Annotated in this window: 21 protein-coding genes; 4 read left to right on the forward strand and 17 right to left on the reverse strand. The window is 49.6% G+C overall.

Annotated features, from left to right (window positions below; translation table 11 throughout):
- Positions 1-50 precede the first annotated feature (50 nt).
- Genes hisIE through AD710_RS05275 form a run of 8 tightly spaced genes read right to left on the reverse strand, consistent with a single transcriptional unit; the run spans position 51 to position 6,463 of the window.
- Positions 51-671 (reverse strand): bifunctional phosphoribosyl-AMP cyclohydrolase/phosphoribosyl-ATP diphosphatase HisIE, encoded by a 621-nt coding sequence (hisIE, locus tag AD710_RS05240; protein WP_016937818.1) that lies wholly within the window; start codon positions 669-671, stop codon positions 51-53.
- Positions 668-1,426: an imidazole glycerol phosphate synthase subunit HisF gene (gene hisF / locus AD710_RS05245; protein ID WP_049627474.1), complete on the reverse strand. Its 759-nt coding sequence runs from the start codon at positions 1,424-1,426 to the stop codon at positions 668-670. Before hisF ends, hisIE begins: the two co-directional genes overlap by 4 nt.
- Positions 1,423-2,160 carry a 1-(5-phosphoribosyl)-5-[(5-phosphoribosylamino)methylideneamino]imidazole-4-carboxamide isomerase gene (gene hisA / locus AD710_RS05250; protein WP_047477288.1) on the reverse strand — a complete coding sequence of 246 codons (738 nt, stop codon included), beginning with the start codon at positions 2,158-2,160 and terminating at the stop codon, positions 1,423-1,425. The genes hisF and hisA overlap by 4 nt, the downstream gene beginning before the upstream one ends.
- On the reverse strand, positions 2,157-2,795 hold the full coding sequence (gene hisH, locus AD710_RS05255; RefSeq protein WP_049627475.1) for an imidazole glycerol phosphate synthase subunit HisH: 639 nt from the start codon (positions 2,793-2,795) through the stop codon (positions 2,157-2,159). Before hisH ends, hisA begins: the two co-directional genes overlap by 4 nt.
- Positions 2,796-3,380: an imidazoleglycerol-phosphate dehydratase HisB gene (gene hisB, locus AD710_RS05260; RefSeq protein ID WP_016937814.1), complete on the reverse strand. Its 585-nt coding sequence runs from the start codon at positions 3,378-3,380 to the stop codon at positions 2,796-2,798.
- Entirely contained in the window at positions 3,377-4,660 is a 1,284-nt protein-coding gene (gene hisD / locus AD710_RS05265; RefSeq protein ID WP_049627476.1) for a histidinol dehydrogenase, read from the reverse strand. The genes hisB and hisD overlap by 4 nt, the downstream gene beginning before the upstream one ends.
- Complete coding sequence (gene hisG / locus AD710_RS05270; protein WP_045925879.1) at positions 4,657-5,298, reverse strand: ATP phosphoribosyltransferase; 642 nt, start codon at positions 5,296-5,298, stop codon at positions 4,657-4,659. The genes hisD and hisG overlap by 4 nt, the downstream gene beginning before the upstream one ends.
- Positions 5,291-6,463, reverse strand: coding sequence for an ATP phosphoribosyltransferase regulatory subunit (locus tag AD710_RS05275; RefSeq protein WP_049627477.1), 1,173 nt, complete (start codon positions 6,461-6,463; stop codon positions 5,291-5,293). Before AD710_RS05275 ends, hisG begins: the two co-directional genes overlap by 8 nt.
- 240 nt (positions 6,464-6,703) lie before the next feature.
- Between AD710_RS05275 and AD710_RS05280 the strand changes: the two genes are divergently transcribed.
- Positions 6,704-7,429: a C39 family peptidase gene (locus AD710_RS05280; protein WP_016937810.1), complete on the forward strand. Its 726-nt coding sequence runs from the start codon at positions 6,704-6,706 to the stop codon at positions 7,427-7,429.
- Positions 7,430-7,445: 16 nt separating this feature from the next.
- Here AD710_RS05280 and AD710_RS05285 read toward each other — a convergent pair whose 3' ends face one another.
- The 4 genes from AD710_RS05285 to hprK are packed head-to-tail and all read right to left on the reverse strand — an operon-like array spanning position 7,446 to position 10,406.
- Positions 7,446-7,964, reverse strand: coding sequence for an acyltransferase (locus AD710_RS05285; protein WP_049627478.1), 519 nt, complete (start codon positions 7,962-7,964; stop codon positions 7,446-7,448).
- A 3-nt stretch (positions 7,965-7,967) separates the two neighbouring features.
- Positions 7,968-8,618: a pyrophosphatase PpaX gene (gene ppaX / locus AD710_RS05290; protein ID WP_049627479.1), complete on the reverse strand. Its 651-nt coding sequence runs from the start codon at positions 8,616-8,618 to the stop codon at positions 7,968-7,970.
- A 25-nt stretch (positions 8,619-8,643) separates the two neighbouring features.
- Entirely contained in the window at positions 8,644-9,459 is an 816-nt protein-coding gene (gene lgt / locus AD710_RS05295; RefSeq protein ID WP_016937807.1) for a prolipoprotein diacylglyceryl transferase, read from the reverse strand.
- A gap of 14 nt (positions 9,460-9,473) precedes the next feature.
- A complete protein-coding gene (hprK, locus tag AD710_RS05300) occupies positions 9,474-10,406 on the reverse strand; it encodes an HPr(Ser) kinase/phosphatase (protein WP_013353746.1) in 933 nt (310 codons plus the stop codon).
- 169 nt (positions 10,407-10,575) lie between these two features.
- On the opposite strand from hprK, the gene nagA reads away from it, so the two are divergent.
- The 3 genes from nagA to AD710_RS05315 are packed head-to-tail and all read left to right on the forward strand — an operon-like array spanning position 10,576 to position 13,233.
- The gene (nagA, locus tag AD710_RS05305; RefSeq protein ID WP_049627480.1) at positions 10,576-11,766 is read left to right on the forward strand and encodes an N-acetylglucosamine-6-phosphate deacetylase; all 1,191 of its coding nucleotides are present in this window, start codon (positions 10,576-10,578) and stop codon (positions 11,764-11,766) included.
- Positions 11,763-12,488: a glucosamine-6-phosphate deaminase gene (gene nagB, locus AD710_RS05310; protein WP_049628773.1), complete on the forward strand. Its 726-nt coding sequence runs from the start codon at positions 11,763-11,765 to the stop codon at positions 12,486-12,488. The genes nagA and nagB overlap by 4 nt, the downstream gene beginning before the upstream one ends.
- A gap of 13 nt (positions 12,489-12,501) precedes the next feature.
- Positions 12,502-13,233, forward strand: a complete 732-nt coding sequence (locus AD710_RS05315) for a GntR family transcriptional regulator (protein ID WP_049627481.1) — start codon at positions 12,502-12,504, stop codon at positions 13,231-13,233.
- 133 nt (positions 13,234-13,366) lie between these two features.
- On the opposite strand, the gene AD710_RS05320 is transcribed toward AD710_RS05315, so the two are convergent.
- From AD710_RS05320 to AD710_RS05340, 5 genes are all read right to left on the reverse strand, one after another.
- Positions 13,367-13,942: a TetR/AcrR family transcriptional regulator gene (locus AD710_RS05320; RefSeq protein ID WP_049627482.1), complete on the reverse strand. Its 576-nt coding sequence runs from the start codon at positions 13,940-13,942 to the stop codon at positions 13,367-13,369.
- Between the two features lie 165 nt (positions 13,943-14,107).
- Positions 14,108-17,977, reverse strand: coding sequence for a metallophosphoesterase (locus AD710_RS05325; RefSeq protein ID WP_049627483.1), 3,870 nt, complete (start codon positions 17,975-17,977; stop codon positions 14,108-14,110).
- A 93-nt stretch (positions 17,978-18,070) separates the two neighbouring features.
- Positions 18,071-18,430 (reverse strand): phage holin family protein, encoded by a 360-nt coding sequence (locus tag AD710_RS05330; protein WP_014418984.1) that lies wholly within the window; start codon positions 18,428-18,430, stop codon positions 18,071-18,073.
- Positions 18,431-18,625 carry a PspC domain-containing protein gene (locus AD710_RS05335; RefSeq protein WP_003151448.1) on the reverse strand — a complete coding sequence of 65 codons (195 nt, stop codon included), beginning with the start codon at positions 18,623-18,625 and terminating at the stop codon, positions 18,431-18,433. It lies immediately after the preceding gene.
- 4 nt (positions 18,626-18,629) lie between these two features.
- The gene (locus tag AD710_RS05340) at positions 18,630-19,727 is read right to left on the reverse strand and encodes a DUF4097 family beta strand repeat-containing protein (protein WP_049627484.1); all 1,098 of its coding nucleotides are present in this window, start codon (positions 19,725-19,727) and stop codon (positions 18,630-18,632) included.
- Positions 19,728-19,736 lie beyond the last annotated feature (9 nt).

Raw genomic sequence — 19,736 nt, forward strand, 5'->3', positions numbered from 1 at the left:
TAAGTTCGGGCATATTTAAAAACCTCACGGAGCTCTCCGTGAGGTTTGTTTTACTCAGATGCTGAATGGCGTTTCGCAAGAACGTCAAGCACGTCGTCCAAAGGAAGCGACTGTTCACGCAGAAGAACGAGCAAATGATACAGCAAATCTGCCGCTTCCCATTTTAATTCTTCATGATCGCGGTTTTTCGCGGCGATGATCACCTCTGCGGCTTCTTCGCCGACTTTTTTGAGAATTTTATCGACGCCTTCCCGAAACAGATACGTTGTGTAGGCCCCCTCAGGCATCTCCGCCTGCCGTTTGGCGATTACGCTTTCCAGTTCGTTTAAGATGCCGAAACGATCCTGCGCGTCCGCTTTTTCCGGAGAAAAGCAGCTGTAGCTTCCCTTATGGCATGCGGGTCCTGAAGGTTCCGCAAGCACAATGAGGGCATCTTGATCGCAATCATAGCGGATGGCTTTCACCTTTTGGGTATTCCCCGACGTCGCTCCTTTATGCCACAGCTCCCCGCGTGAACGGCTGTAAAACCAGGTTTCTTTCGTTTCTATCGTTTTTTCGTAGGATTCACGATTCATATAAGCCAGTGTCAGTACTTCTTTGCTTGCCGCATCCTGTACGATGGCGGGAATCAGCCCGGCCTCGTCAAACCGCAGTTCATCTGCCCGTTTCATCTCACATTCACCCCGTGTTTCTTCATATAATCTTTCACTTCTTTTATAGATGTCTCTTTGTAATGGAAAATGGAAGCTGCAAGCGCGGCGTCCGCTTCACCAATCGTGAAGGCTTCAAGCATATGGCGCGCGCTGCCGGCTCCCCCTGAGGCAATGACAGGCACCGGGACGGCATGTGAGACAAGTTTTGTAAGCGTATGGTTAAAGCCTGTTTTCTCACCGTCAGCGTCCATGCTTGTCAGCAGGATTTCACCCGCTCCCCGTTTGACGGCTTCTTTTGCCCAAGCCGTGACTTCCCACTCGGTTTTCTTTCTGCCGCCGTGTGTGTACACTTTATAGCAATCCGAATATTCGTCATACTTTGCGTCAATCGCCGCTACGATGCATTGCGAGCCGAAAAACTCAGCTCCTTCCGTAATCAGCTCGGGTCGGAGAACGGCCGCTGTATTAACGGATACTTTATCAGCGCCCGCGCGAAGCATTCGTTTCATATCGCTTAATTGATTGATTCCGCCGCCGACCGTAAACGGAATCGCCAGTTTTGCCGCAACCTGCTCCACGACGTCAGTCATCGTCTTCCGGCCTTCATGAGAGGCGGAAATGTCGAGAAAAACAAGCTCGTCAGCACCCTCCCTGTCGTAGGCTTCGGCCAGCTCGACAGGATCGCCCGCATCTTTCAGCCCGAGAAATTGAATGCCCTTGACGACGCGTCCTTCTTTCACATCGAGACATGGAATGATTCGTTTCGTGATCATGCGTCCTTCACCCCGCTGAGTGCTTCAGCCAATGAAAATTGTTTTGTATACAGCGCTTTTCCGATAATCGCTCCCGATACACCGGTGTCTTTGCAGCGGGCCAGCGCTTTGAGGTCGGCGACTGAGCTGACACCGCCTGAGGCGATGACGTTTTTCCCCGTTGCTTTTGCGAGCTGAACGGTGCTTTCGATGTTCGGGCCTGACAGCATGCCGTCAGTCGCAATATCCGTGAAAATGAAGGTTTCCGCTCCTTCCTCCGCCAATTCACGGCCCAAATCGGACGCTCTTACCGAAGATGTTTCCAGCCACCCTTCCGTCGAGACATACCCGTTTCTCGCATCGAGACCGATGGCGATTTTCCCGCCGTATTGTTTCAGCATGCTTTTCACAAACGCCGGATCGGAAACGGCCGAGCTGCCGAGAATGACGCGATCAGCGCCTTGTGATAAGTAGCCGTACACATCCGCTTCAGAACGGATCCCGCCGCCGATCTCAACCTTGACATCAAGCTGCCGGACGATGTCCAAAACATGCCTGTCGTTTACTTTCCTGCCCTCTTTCGCACCGTCAAGATCCACGAGATGAATCCATTCGGCACCTTCGTTTGCAAATTGGGCCGCCATGTCTAAAGGTGAGTCTCCGTAGATCGTTTCCTTGCCGTAATCACCTTGAATGAGGCGGACGCATTTGCCGTTTCTCATATCGATTGCCGGATATAATGTAAAAGCATTCATTTTTTCACCTTCTGTTCCGCTGCCATTTTTGTAAATTGCGTTAAGATCGCCATTCCGGCCGTGCCGCTTTTTTCCGGGTGAAACTGCGCTCCGAAGACATTGCGTTTCCCGACGACCGCAGGAACACGAACGCCGTACTCAGCGCTTGCCAGAAGATCGCCTTCTTCCATCCCGTCTATATAATAGGAATGGACAAAATAAACAAAGCCTTCTCCCGCTTCCGAAAGCAAAGGAGATGTTTGGTGAACCGCCAGCCGGTTCCAGCCCATATGCGGCACCTTCAGCTTATTTCCTTCGGCATCCCTGTCTTTGAGTCTCACTGCTTTTCCGGCTAATAAACCAAGTCCTTTTGCAGAGCCGTTTTCGCTGCTTTCTTCGAAAATGAGCTGCATGCCGAGGCAGATGCCAAGAAGCAGCTTCCCTTCGTCAACCATACGGTGTATGAATTGATCAAGCTTCGTGCTGCGTAAATTGTCCATGGCGTCACTGAATGATCCGACACCGGGGAGAATAAAAGCATCCGCTTTTTCGAGCTCTTCCGGCCGGTCTGAAACGACATACGGGACGCCGACGCCTTCCAGCGCCTTCGACACGCTGAATAAATTGCCCATTCCGTAATCAATTACACCGATCATTTACAGCATCCCTTTCGTAGACGGCACACCCTTGACGCGCGGGTCAATGGATGACGCTTCGTCCAGCGCTCTGCCAAGCGCCTTAAACACGGCTTCTATCATATGATGGGTATTCGTGCCGTAATGAACGATGACGTGCAGATTCATTCTCGCTTCGAGCGCCAGTTTCCATAAGAATTCATGTACCAGCTCGGTATCAAACGTTCCGACTTTCGCTTGCGGAAATGCAGCGCGCATCTCAAGGTGCGGCCGGTTGCTCAGGTCTACGGCGACTTGGGCGAGCGCTTCGTCCATCGGCACAAGCGCTGACCCGTACCGTTTGATTCCTTTTTTATCACCGAGCGCTTCCAAAAAAGCCTGACCTAAGCAGATGCCGATATCTTCAGTCGTGTGGTGATCATCTATCTCCGTATCGCCTTTTGCGTCAACGGTTAAATCGAATTGTCCGTGCTTTGTAAACAAATCAAGCATATGCGTCATAAACGGCACATCCGTGCTGATATCGGCTTTTCCTTCTCCGTCTATACCGAAAGCCAGCTTAATATCCGTCTCATTTGTTTTTCTGGCGCGTTCCGCTTTTCTCATCGGTCATTTCCTCCGTTTCTCGCTTCAATCGATCTTGCGTGCGCTTCAAGCCCTTCCAGTCTCGCAAAGGCGGCAATGCTGTCCGCGTGGGTTTCAAATGCCTTCCGGCTGTATGAGATGATGCTCGATTTCTTTTGAAAATCCGTGACATTCAGCGGGCTTGAAAACCGCGCCGTCCCGTTTGTCGGCAGAACGTGATTCGGTCCCGCAAAATAATCGCCGACCGGTTCAGCGCTGTATCGCCCTAAGAAAATCGCTCCCGCGTGCCTGATGCTTCCAAGCAAAGCCTCCGGCGAATGCGTCATGATTTCTAAATGCTCAGGCGCCAGCGCATTCACCGTGTCCACCGCATCCTCCATCGTTTCCGCGATGTAAATATGGCCGTGATCTTTGATCGATGCTTCGGCGATTTCTTTACGCGGCAGCGTCTGAAGCTGTTTATCCACTTCACCTGATACCGCTTCTGCAAGCTTCCGTGAGTCGGTGACAAGCACGCATGAGCTGAGCATATCGTGTTCGGCCTGAGAAAGCAGGTCAGCGGCAACTTCTTCGGGCACCGCCGTATCGTCTGCCAGGACTGCGATTTCACTTGGCCCGGCTATCATGTCAATATCCACATCGCCGAAGACTTCGCGCTTCGCCAGCGCCACAAAAATATTGCCGGGACCTGTAATCTTATCAACAGGCTGTATCGTTTCCGTTCCGTAAGCGAGCGCGGCAATCGCCTGCGCGCCTCCCGCTTTGTAAATTTCCTTTATGCCGAGCTCAGACGCTGCCGCCAGAACGCCCGGCGAAAGGCTGCCGTCTTTTCCCGGCGGACTGACAAGAACGATCCGCCCCACTCCCGCAGCGAGAGCGGGGATGACATTCATTAAAACGGAAGACGGATAAGCGGCCGTCCCGCCCGGCACATATACGCCCGCGGAATCAAGCGCCGTTATTTTCTGCCCGAGCATCGTGCCGTCTTTACGATGGTAAAACCAAGAGGATTGCAGCTGGCGCTCGTGATATTCTTTAATATTGGCAATTGCCTGCTTGATCACTTCCAACAGCTGATCATCAAGCAGACGGTACGCCTCTGCGATTTCTTCTGCGCTCACCGCCAACTGTTCCAGGCTGATGCCGTCAAATGTTTTTGTATAGGCCAAAACGGCTTTGTCGCCGTTTTTTCTGACGTCTTCAATAATCGCCCTGACGGTTTTCCGCTGCTCTTCGGTTCCGCTGTCAATGGAACGCTTCAGTGAAAACCGCTCGCTTTTTTTTATTGCGGTTATTTTCATTTTGCCGTTTCTCCTTCCACAACCCTGGCCAGCCTGGCAGCCATTTCGTCGATGACGTCATCCTTCATGCGGTAGCTGACCGGATTGACGATAAAACGCGATGTGATGTCACAAATGTGTTCTGATTCAACGAGTCCGTTTTCCTTTAATGTCCGCCCTGTTGATACGATATCCACGATTCTGTCAGCAAGCCCGATTAAAGGCGCCAGCTCAATGGAGCCGTTCAGCTTGATGATTTCCACCTGCTCGCCCTGCTCTCTGAAATAACTTGACGCAACATTCGGATATTTCGTCGCAATCCTCGGGGCGACACCGTTCCAATCCGCTCCCGGAAGCCCCGCAACGGCGAGATGGCATTTGCTGATATTCAGATCGAGCACCTCATACACGTCACGCTCTTCTTCAAGCATGACATCCTTTCCGGCAATACCGGCATCAGCGACGCCATGTTCGACATAAGTCGTGACGTCCATCGGCTTCGCTAAAATAAAGCGGAGATTTTCTTCAGGAACATCGATGATCAGCTTTCTTGATTCCTCAAACTCCTCGGGCAGCCTGTATCCGGCCTGCCGCAGCAATCCGGCCGCTTCTTCGAATATCCGCCCTTTTGGCATTGCCATTGTGAGTACCTTACCCATTTTGCTCTTCCTTTCTGGCACCGATAAAGTATGTGACTTTTGTGAATGATTTTGTCATATGATCGATATTTTCAATGCCCGCCAAATCCTGCAGGACGACCTTTCTGCCTCTTGCCCTTTCTTCCTCCGCGAATAAAATGGCCTGCGCCCGCTGCTCCTTGCTGAAAATAACGGCGTCCGCCTCGCTTGTTTCTTCCTGGATGCCGAGCGCTTCAATCAGCCTGTCGATACGGAGTCCGAAGCCCGTGGCGGGAGCAGGGCTGCCGAAATGGCCGAGAAGATTGTTATAGCGGCCGCCGCTTCCGATGACAAACCCGACATTTGCCGCATACACTTCGAATAAAATTCCCGTGTAATAACTCATATGGCTGACCATGTTCAGATCAAGGCGGATATGCTCGGCACACCCGTAATCTTCAAGAATGTCCCATAGGTCTTCCAGCTCCTGAATCACGTTTTGCCCGGAGATGCCGATGATCTCCTCCGCTTTGGCGCAGATCTCTTTTCCGCCGCGCAATTCCAAAAGTCCGAGCAGCCGGCTTTTGTCTATTGAAGAAAGCGGAAGCGATTTGACATGTTCTCTGTATCCCACATAATTCTTTTCAAAGAGAAAGCGCCGCAGAACATCCGCCCGCTCGGCATTGCCCAGCACCTCGACAAACAGCTCATCTGCGAGTCCTGCATGGCCGATCGCGATTTTAAATTGGTGCAATCCCGCGTTTTTCAACGCGCCGGCCGCGAGTGCAATCACCTCAGCGTCCGCACTTGTTGATCCGTCGCCGATCAGCTCCGCGCCGACCTGTTCGAATTCGGCCGGACGTCCGCCTTCCCGTTCTTGAGCGCGGTAGACGCTTGCCGCGTATCCCGCTCTGAGCGGATGATTATTTTTGTGCAGCTTAGACGCCGCCACCCGGGCAATCGGTCCGGTCATGTCAGGCCGAAGCACAAGCGTTTTTCCGTCCTGATCGAGAAGCTTAAACAGCTGCTGTTCTTCAATGGCTGACTGGACACCCACTGTTTCATAGAATTCGAGGGTCGGAGTCTCCATAAACTGATAACCCCATTTATCAATTAAATCCGTCAGTGTGGAACGGACTTTCTTCTTTGCTTCGTATAAACCGGGAAGCGTATCTCTCATGCCATGCGGTTTCTCAAACATAAACATTGCCTTTTGCACCTCCGCTTTGTCTGAAGGAAAATTCCGAATCCTTTAGTTCGCTAATATGATAATATGTTAGCAGATAAAAGAATGGATTGCAATGCCCAATGTCCGCCTATTCTTTCCCATATTGATGACTAAATCATGAACAAATCTGTAAACATAACAGAACCATCTAATCATATTGAACAGAAGTGCTATAATACATAGAATAGCTTCATCAGAAACAAGGGAGAATAATTGATAATGAAGACGCTTGGAACATTATGTGTGCTGATTCTGACAGCCGTCCTTGTCTATCTGGGATATAACATCTATACAAACGATATTCATTTGAATTTTTTCAATCAGCAGTCCGACGAGCCTGATGAGAAAACACCGTTAAAAGGGAGCGCGTCACCGCTGAATGTCGTTCTGTACAGACAGATGGATTCACCCCGACTGTACAATGGCTGTGAGGTGACAAGCCTTGCTATGATTTTGAACAATGCCGGATATCATGTATCAAAAAATACATTGGCGGATCGAATCAATAAAGTTCCGCTCACATACAGCAGCGGGCTGAAAGGAGATCCGAATGAAGGGTTTGCCGGAGACATGGAAAATGGCCCGGGTTTAGGCGTTTATCATGAGCCGATTGTTAAACTGGCCAAAGAGTATGCGGGAAACAAAGTATACGACCTGACAGGAAAAGACATTTCTGCTGTGTACCGCCAGCTTGAAAAGGGACGGCCGGTCTGGGTGATTATCACCACTTCCTTTAAACCGGTTGATCATATGCAGACTTGGAATACGCCGAACGGAAAGGTCGACATCACGTTCAGCATGCACAGCGTAGCCGTCACCGGTTATGATCACGATTATGTATACGTCAATGACCCTTACGGTTATAAAAACAGAAAAACGGACCGGACTGAATTCGAAAAAGCCTGGAAGCAGATGGGCAGCCAGGCCATTGTGATCAAGTCATAAAAAAACCCCGCTGACGTTAATCAGCGGGGTTTTCCATTCGTTTTTTCATTTCTTCGTGCGTATAGATCAGCTTCATCGGGTTTCCTCCGACAAACGCCCCGGCCGGGACATCTTTATGCACCAGCGTGCCGGCTGATACAACGGCTCCGCTCCCGATGGTGACGCCAGGCAGAATCGTTGTGTTTGCCCCGATCATTACCTCGTCACCGATTGTGACATCACCGGTCCGGTACTCATGTATTAAATATTCATGGGCCAAAATCGTCGTATTGTAGCCGATGATGCTGTTTTCTCCGACAGTGATTTTTTCAGGAAACATAATATCCGGCATCACCATCAGCGCGAATGAGGTTTGTTTTCCGACATTCATTTTCAAAAAGGTTCGGTACAGCCAGTTCTTCACGCTTAGAAACGGCGTATACCTTGCAATCTGGATGATGATGAAGTTTTTTATCACCTTCAGAAAGGGAACCGTCTGATATACATGCCACAATGAATTTGCACCTGCAGCCGGATGGCGGTCTGTTTTTCTCACGGATTACTTCACTCCGGTAATGTGCAATAAATCACTCATTTTCTCAAGCATATAATCGGGTTCATACGCGGAAAGCGCCTGTGCGCCTTTAATCGTCCACGCGACGCCGGCTGTTTTCGTGCCGGCGTTTTTGCCCGCCATGACATCGTGATAATTGTCACCGACCATCATGGCCTCCGACGGATCGCACCCCAGCCGGCTGAGCGCAAGCCGCACAGGTTCGGGATCAGGCTTCGGATGCTTTACATCATCAAGCGTGACGACAGTATCGAAAAACTCACCAATGCCTGTCAGCTTCACTCCCATATTGACTGTATCCCTCAGCTTTGTGGTAACAATCCCGAGCTGATAGCCCGCTTTTTTCAATTCATCGAGCGTTTCATAAACCGTTTCGTACTCCGTGACAAGCTCATCGTGCTTCTCATGATTGAATGCCCTGTACATGCTGATCATGTCATCGCACTTTTCGGCATCAATGCCTGAAAATGTTTCGTACAGAGGCGGGCCGATAAACGGAAGCACATCTTCCCGTTTATACTGTCCCGGGCAATAATGATCAAGCGTATGAAGATAAGAAGCGATAATCAGTTCATTCGTGTCAATCAGCGTGCCGTCGAGATCGAATAAAATGGCGGTTAAACGTTTATCAGTCATCTTATGTCCTTTCCGATTTCAGACGTCAGTCCGTATCCGCATACCGCTTATCGGCATACCCTTTAACGCGTCTGAAAACCATTAAAATAATCGCAAGAACAATCAGCACAATGGAAATGACCTGCGCGATCCGAAGCTGGCTCGTGAGCATCAGGCTGTCCGTGCGCATTCCTTCAATAAAGTATCTGCCGATCGAATACCAGATGATATACGTTAAGAACAGATTGCCCCTGCGCAGGTTCACGCGGCGGAGCAGAAGCAGAATCACGACACCCGCAAAGCTCCATAGCGATTCATACAGAAACGTCGGGTGATAATAATGTCCGTCTATGTACATCTGATTAATGATGAAATCCGGAAGGTGAAGACTTTCCAAAAATGAACGGCTGACCGCTTCGCCGTGAGCCTCCTGGTTGATAAAGTTTCCCCAGCGCCCGATGGCCTGACCGAGCAGAATACTCGGCGCGGCAATATCCGCCAGCTTCCAGAATGAGATCCCTCTTACTTTTGAAAAAACAACGCCTGTTGCGATCGCGCCGATTAATCCGCCGTGAATCGCGATGCCGCCTTTCCAAATTTTAATGATTTCCCCGGGGTGTTCCGAGTAATAGCTCCACTCGAAAAGCACATAGTATGCCCGGGCGCAAATGATTGCGATCGGGATGGCGAAAAGAACAAGATCAATAAAAATGTCCTTTTTCAGCCCCCGCTTTTCGCTCTCCCTCATGGCCATCCAAAGCCCTAATAACGCACCCGCGCCGATAATGATCCCGTACCAGTGCACGGATAAAGGCCCGAGCTGCAAGGCAATCGGATTGATTGGTGTTCCTGCTTCGTTCATATTATTGCCAACTCCTATTCGTCTTGTTCGCCGTCTTCAATGACATCCGCCAGCTTATTCGTAAATTGCTCGGCGGCATTTAAGCCCATCCGCTTCAATCTGAAGTTCATCGCCGCAACTTCGATAATAACAGCGAGATTTCGCCCAGGGCGGACTGGAATGGTCAGTTTTGTAATTTCCGTATCAATGATTTTCATTTTTTCTTCTTCAAGTCCGAGACGGTCGTATTGCTTCCCTTGCTCCCAAAGCTCAAGGTCCATGACGATTGTAATTCTCTTATTGCTTCTGACGGCGCCCGCTCCGAACAGCGTCATGACATTTATAATGCCGAGACCCCTGATTTCAAGCAGATGCTCAATCAGATCAGGCGCATTCCCGACGAGCGTATCCTGATCCTCCTGCCGGATTTCGACGCAGTCATCCGCGACAAGACGATGGCCGCGTTTGACGAGCTCCAGGGCCGTTTCACTTTTACCGACGCCGCTTTTTCCCGTTATGAGCACACCGACGCCGTATATATCCACAAGCACGCCGTGAATGGCGGTTGTGGGCGCGAGACGGCTCTCAAGAAAATTCGTCAGCCGGCTTGACAGTCTGGTTGTTTTCAGAGGGGATCTCAGCACCGGCACGCCGTTTTTCTCGGATGCTTCTACAAGCTCCGGCGGGATCGGCATATCTCTGGAAAGTATGATAGCCGGCGTCACATCGGTGCACAGCGATTCCATCCGCTGTTTTTTATCCTCCTCAGGAAGCTGATCGAAAAATGACAGCTCCGTTTTTCCTAAAAGCTGCACCCGTTCTCTCGGGTAATATGTAAAATAACCGGCGATTTCAATACCGGGCCGTGATAAATCACTCATCGTAATCGGGCGGTTAATTCCTTCTTCTCCGCTGATCAATTCTAAATGGAACTGCTCCATTACGTCTTTGGTCCGAACCTTTGCCAAGATATGTTCCTCCTGTTCTGGGATGTTCCGAGCTTTGAACAGTTATATTTTATCACTTTACCGTCTGAACCAAAACAGATTTATACAATTCCGGCATAACTGGTCTAGATAACTAGTCTGAAAAAGAGTAAAATAAAACTAACAACTAACAAGAAAGGCGTGTTTTAAAGTGGCTGAAAGCTTGTTAATCAGCGGTGCGGACATCGTAACAGAAGAGGAAATCATCCGAAACGGATTTCTCGGCATAAAAGACGGCATCATTTCTTACGCAGGTCAAACAAGACCGCAGGAAACGTATGAGAAGGAATGGAAGGCGCCCGTGGGCTCGTATGCGCTTCCCGGAATGATAGATATCCATATTCACGGCGGTTACGGCGCGGATACGATGGATGCCGATCTCGCGGCTCTTGAGACAATGTCCGCCCGGCTGCCTGAAGAAGGAACAACCGCTTTTCTAGCGACCACGATCACACAGCAGCACGAAAACATTGAAAAAGCGCTCAAAAATGCCAAGGAATGGACGGACTCCTCACCGCAGGCTCATAAAGGCGCTGAGTTGATCGGCATTCATTTAGAAGGACCGTTTGTCTCTCCGAAAAAAGCGGGAGCACAGCCGAAACAATGGATTACGCCGGCCGATGCCGGACTCTTTCAGAAATGGGAGCGTCTCTCCGGAGGGCTGATTAAAATCGTGACGCTTGCGCCGGAAGAAGATCCTGATTTCAGCCTGATCCGTTATTTAAAAGACCGGAACATCATCCCGTCAATGGGACATACAGACGCGGGAGCCAATCTTTTAGAAAAAGCGGCGGATGCCGGAGCGCTGCATATGACACACCTTTTCAACGCCATGAGCTCCTTTCACCACCGTGAGCCGGGGGGCATCGGTACGGCGCTCGCCTGCGGCCGCATCACGGCGGAGCTGATCACTGACGGCATTCATTCTCATCCTTTGGCTGTAAAGCTTGCCTATTTGGCGAAAGGAAGCCAAAACCTGATCATGATTACAGACTCCATGCGGGCAAAAGGGCTTAAGGACGGAGAATACGAATTCGGCGGACAAAGAGTCACCGTTTGCGGAGACAAAGCGCTTCTTTCTGACGGGACGCTGGCCGGTTCCATTTTAAAAATGAATGAAGGCGCGGCGCTCATGCGCAGGTTTACGAACTGCTCATGGCTGGATATAGCTAATATGACAGCGGCAAATGCAGCCCGCCGGCTCGGCATTTTTGACCGTAAAGGAAGCCTTGCGGAAGGAAAAGACGCCGACGTTGTTTTGACGGACGGACAGTGCGGCGTGCTGGCAACGATTTGCCGAGGAAACACCGCATATATCTCAGGAGGAGCTGATTGGATATGAACGTCATCACATGCAGACATTATGAAGAATTAAGTGAAAAAGCCGCAGAGATGATTGCTGAAACAGTTAAACAAAAGCCGGATGCCGTTCTCGGCCTTGCGACGGGCGGCACCCCTGAAGGCGTATACAAAGAGCTTGTGCGGATGCACCGCTCCGAGGGCCTGTCATTCCGGGATGTCACGACGATCAACCTTGATGAATACGCCGGGCTTTCTCCCGAGGACAAAAACAGCTATCATTATTATATGAATACACATTTTTTTGCACATATCGACAGCAAAAAGGACCGCCACTTTCTCCCTGACGGACGGGCAAACGATCTTGAGGCTGAATGCGAACGTTATGACCGATTGATTCAAACACTCGGCGGAGCGGATATTCAGCTTTTAGGCATCGGACACAACGGCCATATCGGCTTTAATGAGCCCGGGACGCCATTTGAATCCCGAACCCATGTCGTTGAGCTAAATGAAGAGACAAGACGGGCGAATGCGCGGTACTTTCCGTCAATCGATCAAGTTCCTGAAAAAGCCGTGACAATGGGGATCAGGACGATCTTGTCCGGCAAACGGATTTTGATCATGGCATCCGGAAAAAGCAAGGCCCAAGCGGTGAAGCAGCTTCTGGACAGGCGCGTCAGTGAAGCATTCCCCGCCTCCGCCCTGCACGAACACCCGGATGTGACGGTCTTGATTGATGAAGAGGCTGCGGGCGGCGATTGAAAGGATTTGACCTATGCAGATTGATAAACAATCTCCGATTCCGATTTACTTTCAGATTATGGAACAATTGAAAACCCAAATCAAAAACGGCGAGCTGAAAGCGGATGCGCTGATTCCGTCGGAACGGGAATACGCCGAACAATTCGGCATCAGCCGCATGACGGTGCGCCAGGCGCTTTCCAATTTGGTGAATGAAGGATTTTTATACAGACAGAAAGGCCGGGGAACCTTCGTTAGCAAACTGAAGATGGAGCAGCCGCTTCAAGGGCTGACAAGCTTCACCGAAGATATGAGAAGCCGGGGCATGAAGCCGGGGAGCAGACTTGCCGAATACCAGCTGATTCAGGCGACGGAAGAATTATCTTCTATCCTGGGATGCGGCTGTCCGGCAACGCTTCATAAAATCATCCGCGTCCGGCTGGCGAATGATATCCCGATGGCGATCGAAGCCTCGTACATCCCGTTTGACAAGGCGGGGAAATTGGATGCCTCCCATTTTCAATCATCCATGTATGAGCACATCGAAGCGTACAATCAGATGCCGATTTCACGTGCCAAACAAGAGCTTGAACCGGGAACAGCTTCCGAGGAAGAAGCCGAACTGCTCGGGATCCAGCCCGGCGCGCCCGTCCTCTATATCAAGCGGACCACTTATCTGCAGGACGGCACTGCCTTTGAGCATGTCAAATCCGCCTACAGAGGCGACCGCTACACATTCGTGCATTATATGGACAGGGTGAAATGAAACATCTCCAACCGTTACGGGTTGGAGATGTTTTTTTGATCTGCCATTTTCAAATCAATTCTCTATGACTCTGTCAAAACGGAGAGGCTGGGGTTCTGGTATCTATTTTTATAAAGAAAAGAGTACTAAAATGCTACCCTCTGTTTTGGACAATATACGGAACCTGCTTTGAAATTAGCAGCAGCGGTTCTTTGTTTTTGTGAGCCAGCGAAAACATGATTGCGCCTTCAATCATCGAGTTGATTGTCATCCCAAGCTTCTCCGCTTCCTCTTGTTCAAATCCATGTTCAAGAAATTTTGCCGCAAACACATCCGTCCACTTCTTGAACACCTTAACACATGTGCATCTTAACGTTTCATTGATCAGAGCGGTCTCACCCGCCAGCAATCCAACCGGCACGCCCTCAATATTCTGAGGATCATTAAACTGTTCAGCCGTTACATGAATAAAGTGCTGAATGGCTTCTACAGGGTCCCCGAATTCAGACATACTATTCTGTATTTTCTTTTCAACGCATCTTCCCGTATGTCTGATTGCCGCAATGGCGAGTTCTTCTTTTCCGTTTGGAAAGTGATGATACACAGACCCTCTGGGTGCTCCGCTCTCTTTTATAATTTGATTCAAACCTGTCGCATGGTATCCCTGAATCTGAAAAAGATATGCAGAGGTTTGAATAATTCTTTCTTTTGTCCCGGTTTTACTGTTCATTATGTTTCCTCCTGCATTTAAGAAAACCAATCGATTTTAGTATAGAAAAGGGACATAAAAAAGTCAAAAGCACTTATCACAGCAGGGCGCCGCCATTTCCGTACAGAAAAAATCCTGCTGACCGTCAGATTCCGTTCTGAGCGATCAGCAGGCGGTATTTCACTGTTATGGGTTGGAGACATGCCTGAAATCAAGCTGATCCGGAGCTGGAGCATACGGCGTATTTCCCGTTTTGAACATCCAGATCGGTGATATTGTTTTGCCGTTGTACGGATCTTTGACGACGGTGTACCAGTAATAAACTGATTCTGGCTGCAGGCCGTCCCAGACCCACTCTGCGGTTTTTCCGCTTTTTACGTGTTTTTGATGACCGAGCAGTTCGTTCGTATAAACGTTGCATTCAAAATAATCGGTCGCTACCTTTTTCATTTTCGGCTGTAAATCCATTTCAACTGAAAATTCGTCTTTATCAGCGAACAGATCGGTGTCATAGTAATTGATGTCATCCGTATACGGCGAGTAGGAGAACATGTGAACCTGATTGGCGGCCTGATCGAATTGCATGATGCGCATATAGCCTTGGCCCCCTTCAGGACCGTCCTGATAGTCGGTCAGAATTTGATGAACGAGACGGTCCGGTTTTCCGTCGCCGTCATCGTCAAGGGCATCGGTTTTTTTCATGGCATTATGGTAATGGCCGCTCAATACCATCGCCACATTGCGATTCGGCTTAACGACTTTTTGGTAGATCGTCTCCCCGATCGGGCTTCGGTTTCCGCTCACAAGCAAATACTCATGAAAACATAATATGGCGGTTCGGTCCGGATATTGCTTAAGCACTTGATTGATCCAGTCAATCTCTTGATCCGTAATGCCCCAGCCCATATAAATCATTATAAAATCGTTCCCGCTTGCCGACAGCAGATCATAATGCCCGCGGTTATTTTTGTATGACCCGCCGTAATGCATGTTCTTTTCAAAACGGCGGCTTCCGAAGAAATCCCCGAAGGTGCGGTATGTGCCGTCTTTATGGCCGACGTCATGATTGCCGGCAAGCACGCCGTACGGAATCCCCGCCTTATCAAGTGTCCGCATGGAGTGATCGGCGTTTTTCCACTGTTTCATCACCATTGAATCATCGACGATATCGCCGGTATGAAAGACATATTTGATATTGTGCTTTTCCTTATTTTCTTTGATCCACTCCGTCATTTTGTCAAAAATGTTCGGGTGCCCTTGTGCGTAATACTGTGTATCGGACATCCAGACAAACGAGTAATTGCCTTTTGCCGGGATTTGATCCTGAACGATGACATTCATCTTTGAGTTTTTCACCGCATCCGCTGCAGACACGGCGGCTTTTAACGTAAACGGCTTTTTATTTTTGGCAAGGACGCTGTCCGCCTCCTGCCAGCGGCTTGTCCGGTAATTCCAAATATACATGGTTACCTTTCGGCCGGGCAGAGAGCTTCCTTTCCAGACCGCCTCGGCCAGATCCGTTTCGTCAATAGACGGGTCAACGGTTACTTCAAATCGGTGATAAGGGAAACGTTCCTTGCTTTCTGATGAGACTGTTTTTCCGTCATTTGCCGAGATACGGTTCATTTCCGGCAGTGTAAACGGCATTTCATTTTCTTTTATGCCTTGCGGCGGTTCTGTTAATGAGGCGTGTTTATACACTCTCACGCTGCCCGGATTCCGCGCGGTGTAACGGAATCCCCGGTAAAATGATACATTCATCTCATCCTTCGTCGGATCTTTTACCCGGACGGACAGCTTCGCTTTATGGGCGCTTATGTTTTGATCGGCAAGCTCCGGCTGATCCGGCTCCTCCCGTTTGATATGGAAGGTGCGGACGGACGTTGTTTCATTTCCGGCAAGGTCTGCCGCAGTGATGGTAAGGGTATGCTTTCCGGGCTTAAGATCGGCTGATGACGTATGATGCGGGAGCGTGATGCTTTCTCCGTCCAAAAACGCTTTGACTTCTTCCACCTTGCTCCATTTATCACGGATGTCCGCTTTCAGCTCAAAGTTACCTTTCAATGTCGCGCCTTCTTTGATACCCGGAACAATTTTCGGCCCTGTATTGTCCACCCGTACAGACTGACTGAGCTGCTCCTCACCGTCGCTTACAAAAATCTGATGATAGCCTTCAGAAAGCTTCGCCGTATTCCATGACAAAAGCCGCGACGTAAATAAATGATCCGGCAGGCTGAATGAGAAGGTCATGCTCTGATTCGCCCGCTTCCCGTCACCGATAAACAGCTGCTCAGCAGGATCCCGCTTCCCGTCTTTGATCAACGTTCCGTCTGAAAGGACCAGTCGGGCATTTTTTACGATAAAATCATCCCGATTCTCCCCCGTGTCATACGGAGAAACCTTTGAGCCCGCGCGGATGGATACTTTCTGCGTTTTGCCCCCTTTTTGCAGCAGACGTTCCGGAAGCAGAACCGAATACGTTCTGTAGCGGTGAGCCGGGTCGTCAAAAATGTGCAGCACCTCGTTTTCCATCATGACGGTGTTTTTGAAATAAAGATTGGTTTTCCGGGCATCAAAGGCGAAATAGACCTCTTTTTCCAGCGCCGGCCGGGTCTCCTGCCGCTTGCCGTCAATCCACAGCCTGATCTTATCCGCGCCGGCGTCAGATGTGGCTTTGAGCAGATAGGTGCCCGATATCGTATCTTCCGGTTCAATGTTCATTCTGAGTCCGTGTGATTTACTCGTCTGTTCAATGTCAATCATCTTTATGGGTGTTTTTGCTTCATTTTCCCCGTCACCGGCTGCGATATAATACTCCAGCTGATCCTGGCCGAGCAGTTCCGGGGAATAAATAATGTGACGGTATAAACTGTCGTTGCGGTCTTTTTCAGCCAGAATCCGTTTGAATGGTTTGTTCTCATTGGTTCTGTAATAAAACGCGGCTGTTTTGACAAGGTTTTTGTCCCGGATGTCCGCTTTTAATTCAATGCTTTCTGCCGGCCGGACCGGCTTTTTGTCTGTAAGGTCTTCAATGACCGGTTTTTCCTTGTCCGGTTTGATCACTCTTTTCTGCTGAGGGATCTGCGCCTGAAAAACGGAGCCCGGTGACGGCTTATGTTCGCTTGTGGAGATCTTCAGCAATTCTCCCGTTCCGTTCAGCGGATATTTGTACAGCAAAGAAGTCAGCCGTCGGAATGCATGTTTTCGGTAATGCGCTGAGGCGATGGTTTTTCCGGTGTTTGCTGACAGCACCACCGTCCGCGGGCGGGCGTTGGACATTCCGTCCGTCCCTTCGATGACGGCGAGATGTTTTCCCTCCTTCAGGCGGGTTCCGTAATAGCGGTTGAAATCATGTGCTGTCAGTTCTGATCCGGCGCGCCTCAGCCAAAACACATAAGCGCCGCCTGACGGAATGACAATATCTTCTTTCGGCCTCCATATCACATCTGATTCCGGCCCTTCCTTCGGGTAGCGGTAGCGGATATGATAGTCCTTAAAGTGAATGGGTCTGTCCGTCGTGTTATACACCTCGATAAATTCATAGGCATCAGCGCCGTCTTCATTTTTCGTATCAACGGCAAGCTCCGTAATCATCAGCTCGGGAATATGATTCAAATCGGCTTGATAGCCGTCCAGCTTCAGCCGCTTTTTCTCCGATTCCGCCCGCTGTCTGCCGTTGGTGAAAACGAGGTAATATTCCAATTCTCCATTCCAGATATCCCGTTTTGAAACCTGGGCCGTAAACAGCCGGATTGCGCCTGGAGCGGGCTCCATCGGCACCATCTTATATCCCAGCTCATTGCTTTGTTTATAAAAAAGAAACGCCGAAAACGCTTGATAATCGGCATTCTGTACATGAGCCTGTATGAACAGGTTTCTTTTCATTTCCGCCTTTACTTCGATTTGGGGAGGATTCTCCAGAAGCGGTATGTAATGAGGCGGCTGTCCGAATTCCTGCTGATTCACCGGGATTGCCGATTCTTTGCGCGCCGCACCCGCAGAAGGACTCACACAAAGCAAACCAATCAGAAAAAAGAGCGTCATCACAAGTTTCATCTCATTACCTCCCTATGCATTATGTTGCGTCAGGAGGCCTCCGCTTATGTAACCGCACATAAAAAAGCTGCCCCCTCGGGGACAGCTCTTTTTTTATCCTTTTCTAAGCGGCTCCAATATGCCTTTTTGAATCAGCAAGTGGAAAACGGAAAGCACGACGGATGCCCAAATGGCGGTGCCGAACCCGTCAATCTGAAAGCTGTCTCCCATTAAGGCAGCGGTCATCATTAACGTAATGGCGTTGATGACAAACAGAAAGAGGCCGAGGGTCACAACCGTGACAGGCAATGTCAATATGACGATGATCGGTTTGATCAGCACATTTAACACAGAAAGAATCACACTGGCGATGACAGCCGCTCCGATACTGCTGATATGGACGGAATCAAAATATCCCGCGATAACGATTAATAATAAAGCATTTACTAAAATGCTGACTGCCCATTTGATCATTTATTTCAAATCTCCTTCTAAAGGTACAACAAAACACCAGATAATATATACAATCGGCACGATTCCGCTCGTGACAAGCGCTAATACAACGGTTATGATGCGCAAAAGCGACGCATCCATATTGATATACTCCGCCAAACCGCCGACGACACCGGCGATTTTACGGTTTTTTTCTGAACGGTAAAGTCTTTTCATCCAATCACCTCTGAGTATGCTTGAGCTTAATGGCTCCTGTTAACGATTCTGAGAAAATCGAGAGATGCTGATCATGGCCTTGATTTGATTCCAACATCAGTTCTTTTTGAATAGTATCATTCTTTTCCTTTAAAATCTCCGCATCAATCAGCTCGTGGCTGAGAGAGCCGAGATTGCTTTTAAGTTCCGCTTTCACCGCCGAGTCATCAGGCAGGGCGATCTCCACATTTCCGGTCGTCGTTTTTGTGTAGATGGAGCGGCAGTGCGGCGCTGTCACGGTAAGGATGATATTGCCGTTAAAGCTTTGGACGTCTATAGATTCACTCGATCCGCGCAAATCAATCAAGCCGTTAATTGTTTCCGCTTCGATCGCGCCGCATTGATGGCCGGCCAGCTTGATTTGTCCGTTAGCCGTTTCCGCCGACGCTTTCTCAGCCGTCAGATGAGAGAACGACAGGACGCCGTTTGTCGTTTTCGCCGAGAATTCTTTTACATGTAAATGTTCCCCTCTGATCGGTCCGTTAAACAGTTTCACTCTTATCTTATCGTACTCTTTCTGAGGAACATAAAGCGTGACATTGGTTTTCATCGTTTTCTTTTCCGTGCGGACAAAAAACTTATTGCCCTTCATTTCACACTCAATGTGCTGGAGGAATGCGGTGCGCGCCGCCTCCTGACTGTCCGCCCGGTACACTTTCGCCTGGCACTCCGCTCTGACATCTTCATCCGCCCACGGTACGATATTGACGCTGCCGTTTGCAATCTGCATATCAATGGCTGAGAATTCACTGTCTTTAAATTGAAAAATATGCTGCACGTCGTGTGCGTGGCCGAAATTCAGATCGAGATCCGCTTCCTTCACTTTTTTGACAGCCGAATCAATCCACTCGAACAGCTTAGCACCGAGCGACGGCTTTTGGCTTTCTTTTGTCCCGCTTTTGAAATCTTCCGCAGGTTCCTGGACCTCCGTTGATAATGCGGTGATCTGCTCTTCTTTTTCTTTATATTCATGATCCAGTTTTTCAATGAGCGTCAAAGCTTCCTGCGCCGTCAGCCTGCCTTCTTCCACAAGCTTTAAAATCCGTTCTTTCTCCTGCTTCATATAAAACTC

Source organism: Bacillus sp. JFL15 (genome assembly GCF_001184225.1).
Taxonomy (GTDB): Bacteria; Bacillota; Bacilli; order Bacillales; family Bacillaceae; genus Bacillus; species Bacillus siamensis.

Bases quoted from the DNA above. Each gene is read 5' to 3' on its own strand.
- hisIE (WP_016937818.1), bottom strand. From the start codon at position 671: ATGAAACGGGCAGATGAACTGCGGTTTGACGAGGCCGGGCTGATTCCC.
- hisF (WP_049627474.1), bottom strand. From the start codon at position 1,426: ATGATCACGAAACGAATCATTCCATGTCTCGATGTGAAAGAAGGACGC.
- hisA (WP_047477288.1), bottom strand. From the start codon at position 2,160: ATGAATGCTTTTACATTATATCCGGCAATCGATATGAGAAACGGCAAA.
- hisH (WP_049627475.1), bottom strand. From the start codon at position 2,795: ATGATCGGTGTAATTGATTACGGAATGGGCAATTTATTCAGCGTGTCG.
- hisB (WP_016937814.1), bottom strand. From the start codon at position 3,380: ATGAGAAAAGCGGAACGCGCCAGAAAAACAAATGAGACGGATATTAAG.
- hisD (WP_049627476.1), bottom strand. From the start codon at position 4,660: ATGAAAATAACCGCAATAAAAAAAAGCGAGCGGTTTTCACTGAAGCGT.
- hisG (WP_045925879.1), bottom strand. From the start codon at position 5,298: ATGGGTAAGGTACTCACAATGGCAATGCCAAAAGGGCGGATATTCGAA.
- AD710_RS05275 (WP_049627477.1), bottom strand. From the start codon at position 6,463: ATGTTTATGTTTGAGAAACCGCATGGCATGAGAGATACGCTTCCCGGT.
- AD710_RS05280 (WP_016937810.1), top strand. From the start codon at position 6,704: ATGAAGACGCTTGGAACATTATGTGTGCTGATTCTGACAGCCGTCCTT.
- ppaX (WP_049627479.1), bottom strand. From the start codon at position 8,618: ATGACTGATAAACGTTTAACCGCCATTTTATTCGATCTCGACGGCACG.
- lgt (WP_016937807.1), bottom strand. From the start codon at position 9,459: ATGAACGAAGCAGGAACACCAATCAATCCGATTGCCTTGCAGCTCGGG.
- nagB (WP_049628773.1), top strand. From the start codon at position 11,763: ATGAACGTCATCACATGCAGACATTATGAAGAATTAAGTGAAAAAGCC.
- AD710_RS05315 (WP_049627481.1), top strand. From the start codon at position 12,502: ATGCAGATTGATAAACAATCTCCGATTCCGATTTACTTTCAGATTATG.
- AD710_RS05320 (WP_049627482.1), bottom strand. From the start codon at position 13,942: ATGAACAGTAAAACCGGGACAAAAGAAAGAATTATTCAAACCTCTGCA.
- AD710_RS05325 (WP_049627483.1), bottom strand. From the start codon at position 17,977: ATGAAACTTGTGATGACGCTCTTTTTTCTGATTGGTTTGCTTTGTGTG.
- AD710_RS05330 (WP_014418984.1), bottom strand. From the start codon at position 18,430: ATGATCAAATGGGCAGTCAGCATTTTAGTAAATGCTTTATTATTAATC.
- AD710_RS05335 (WP_003151448.1), bottom strand. From the start codon at position 18,625: ATGAAAAGACTTTACCGTTCAGAAAAAAACCGTAAAATCGCCGGTGTC.
- AD710_RS05340 (WP_049627484.1), bottom strand. From the start codon at position 19,727: ATGAAGCAGGAGAAAGAACGGATTTTAAAGCTTGTGGAAGAAGGCAGG.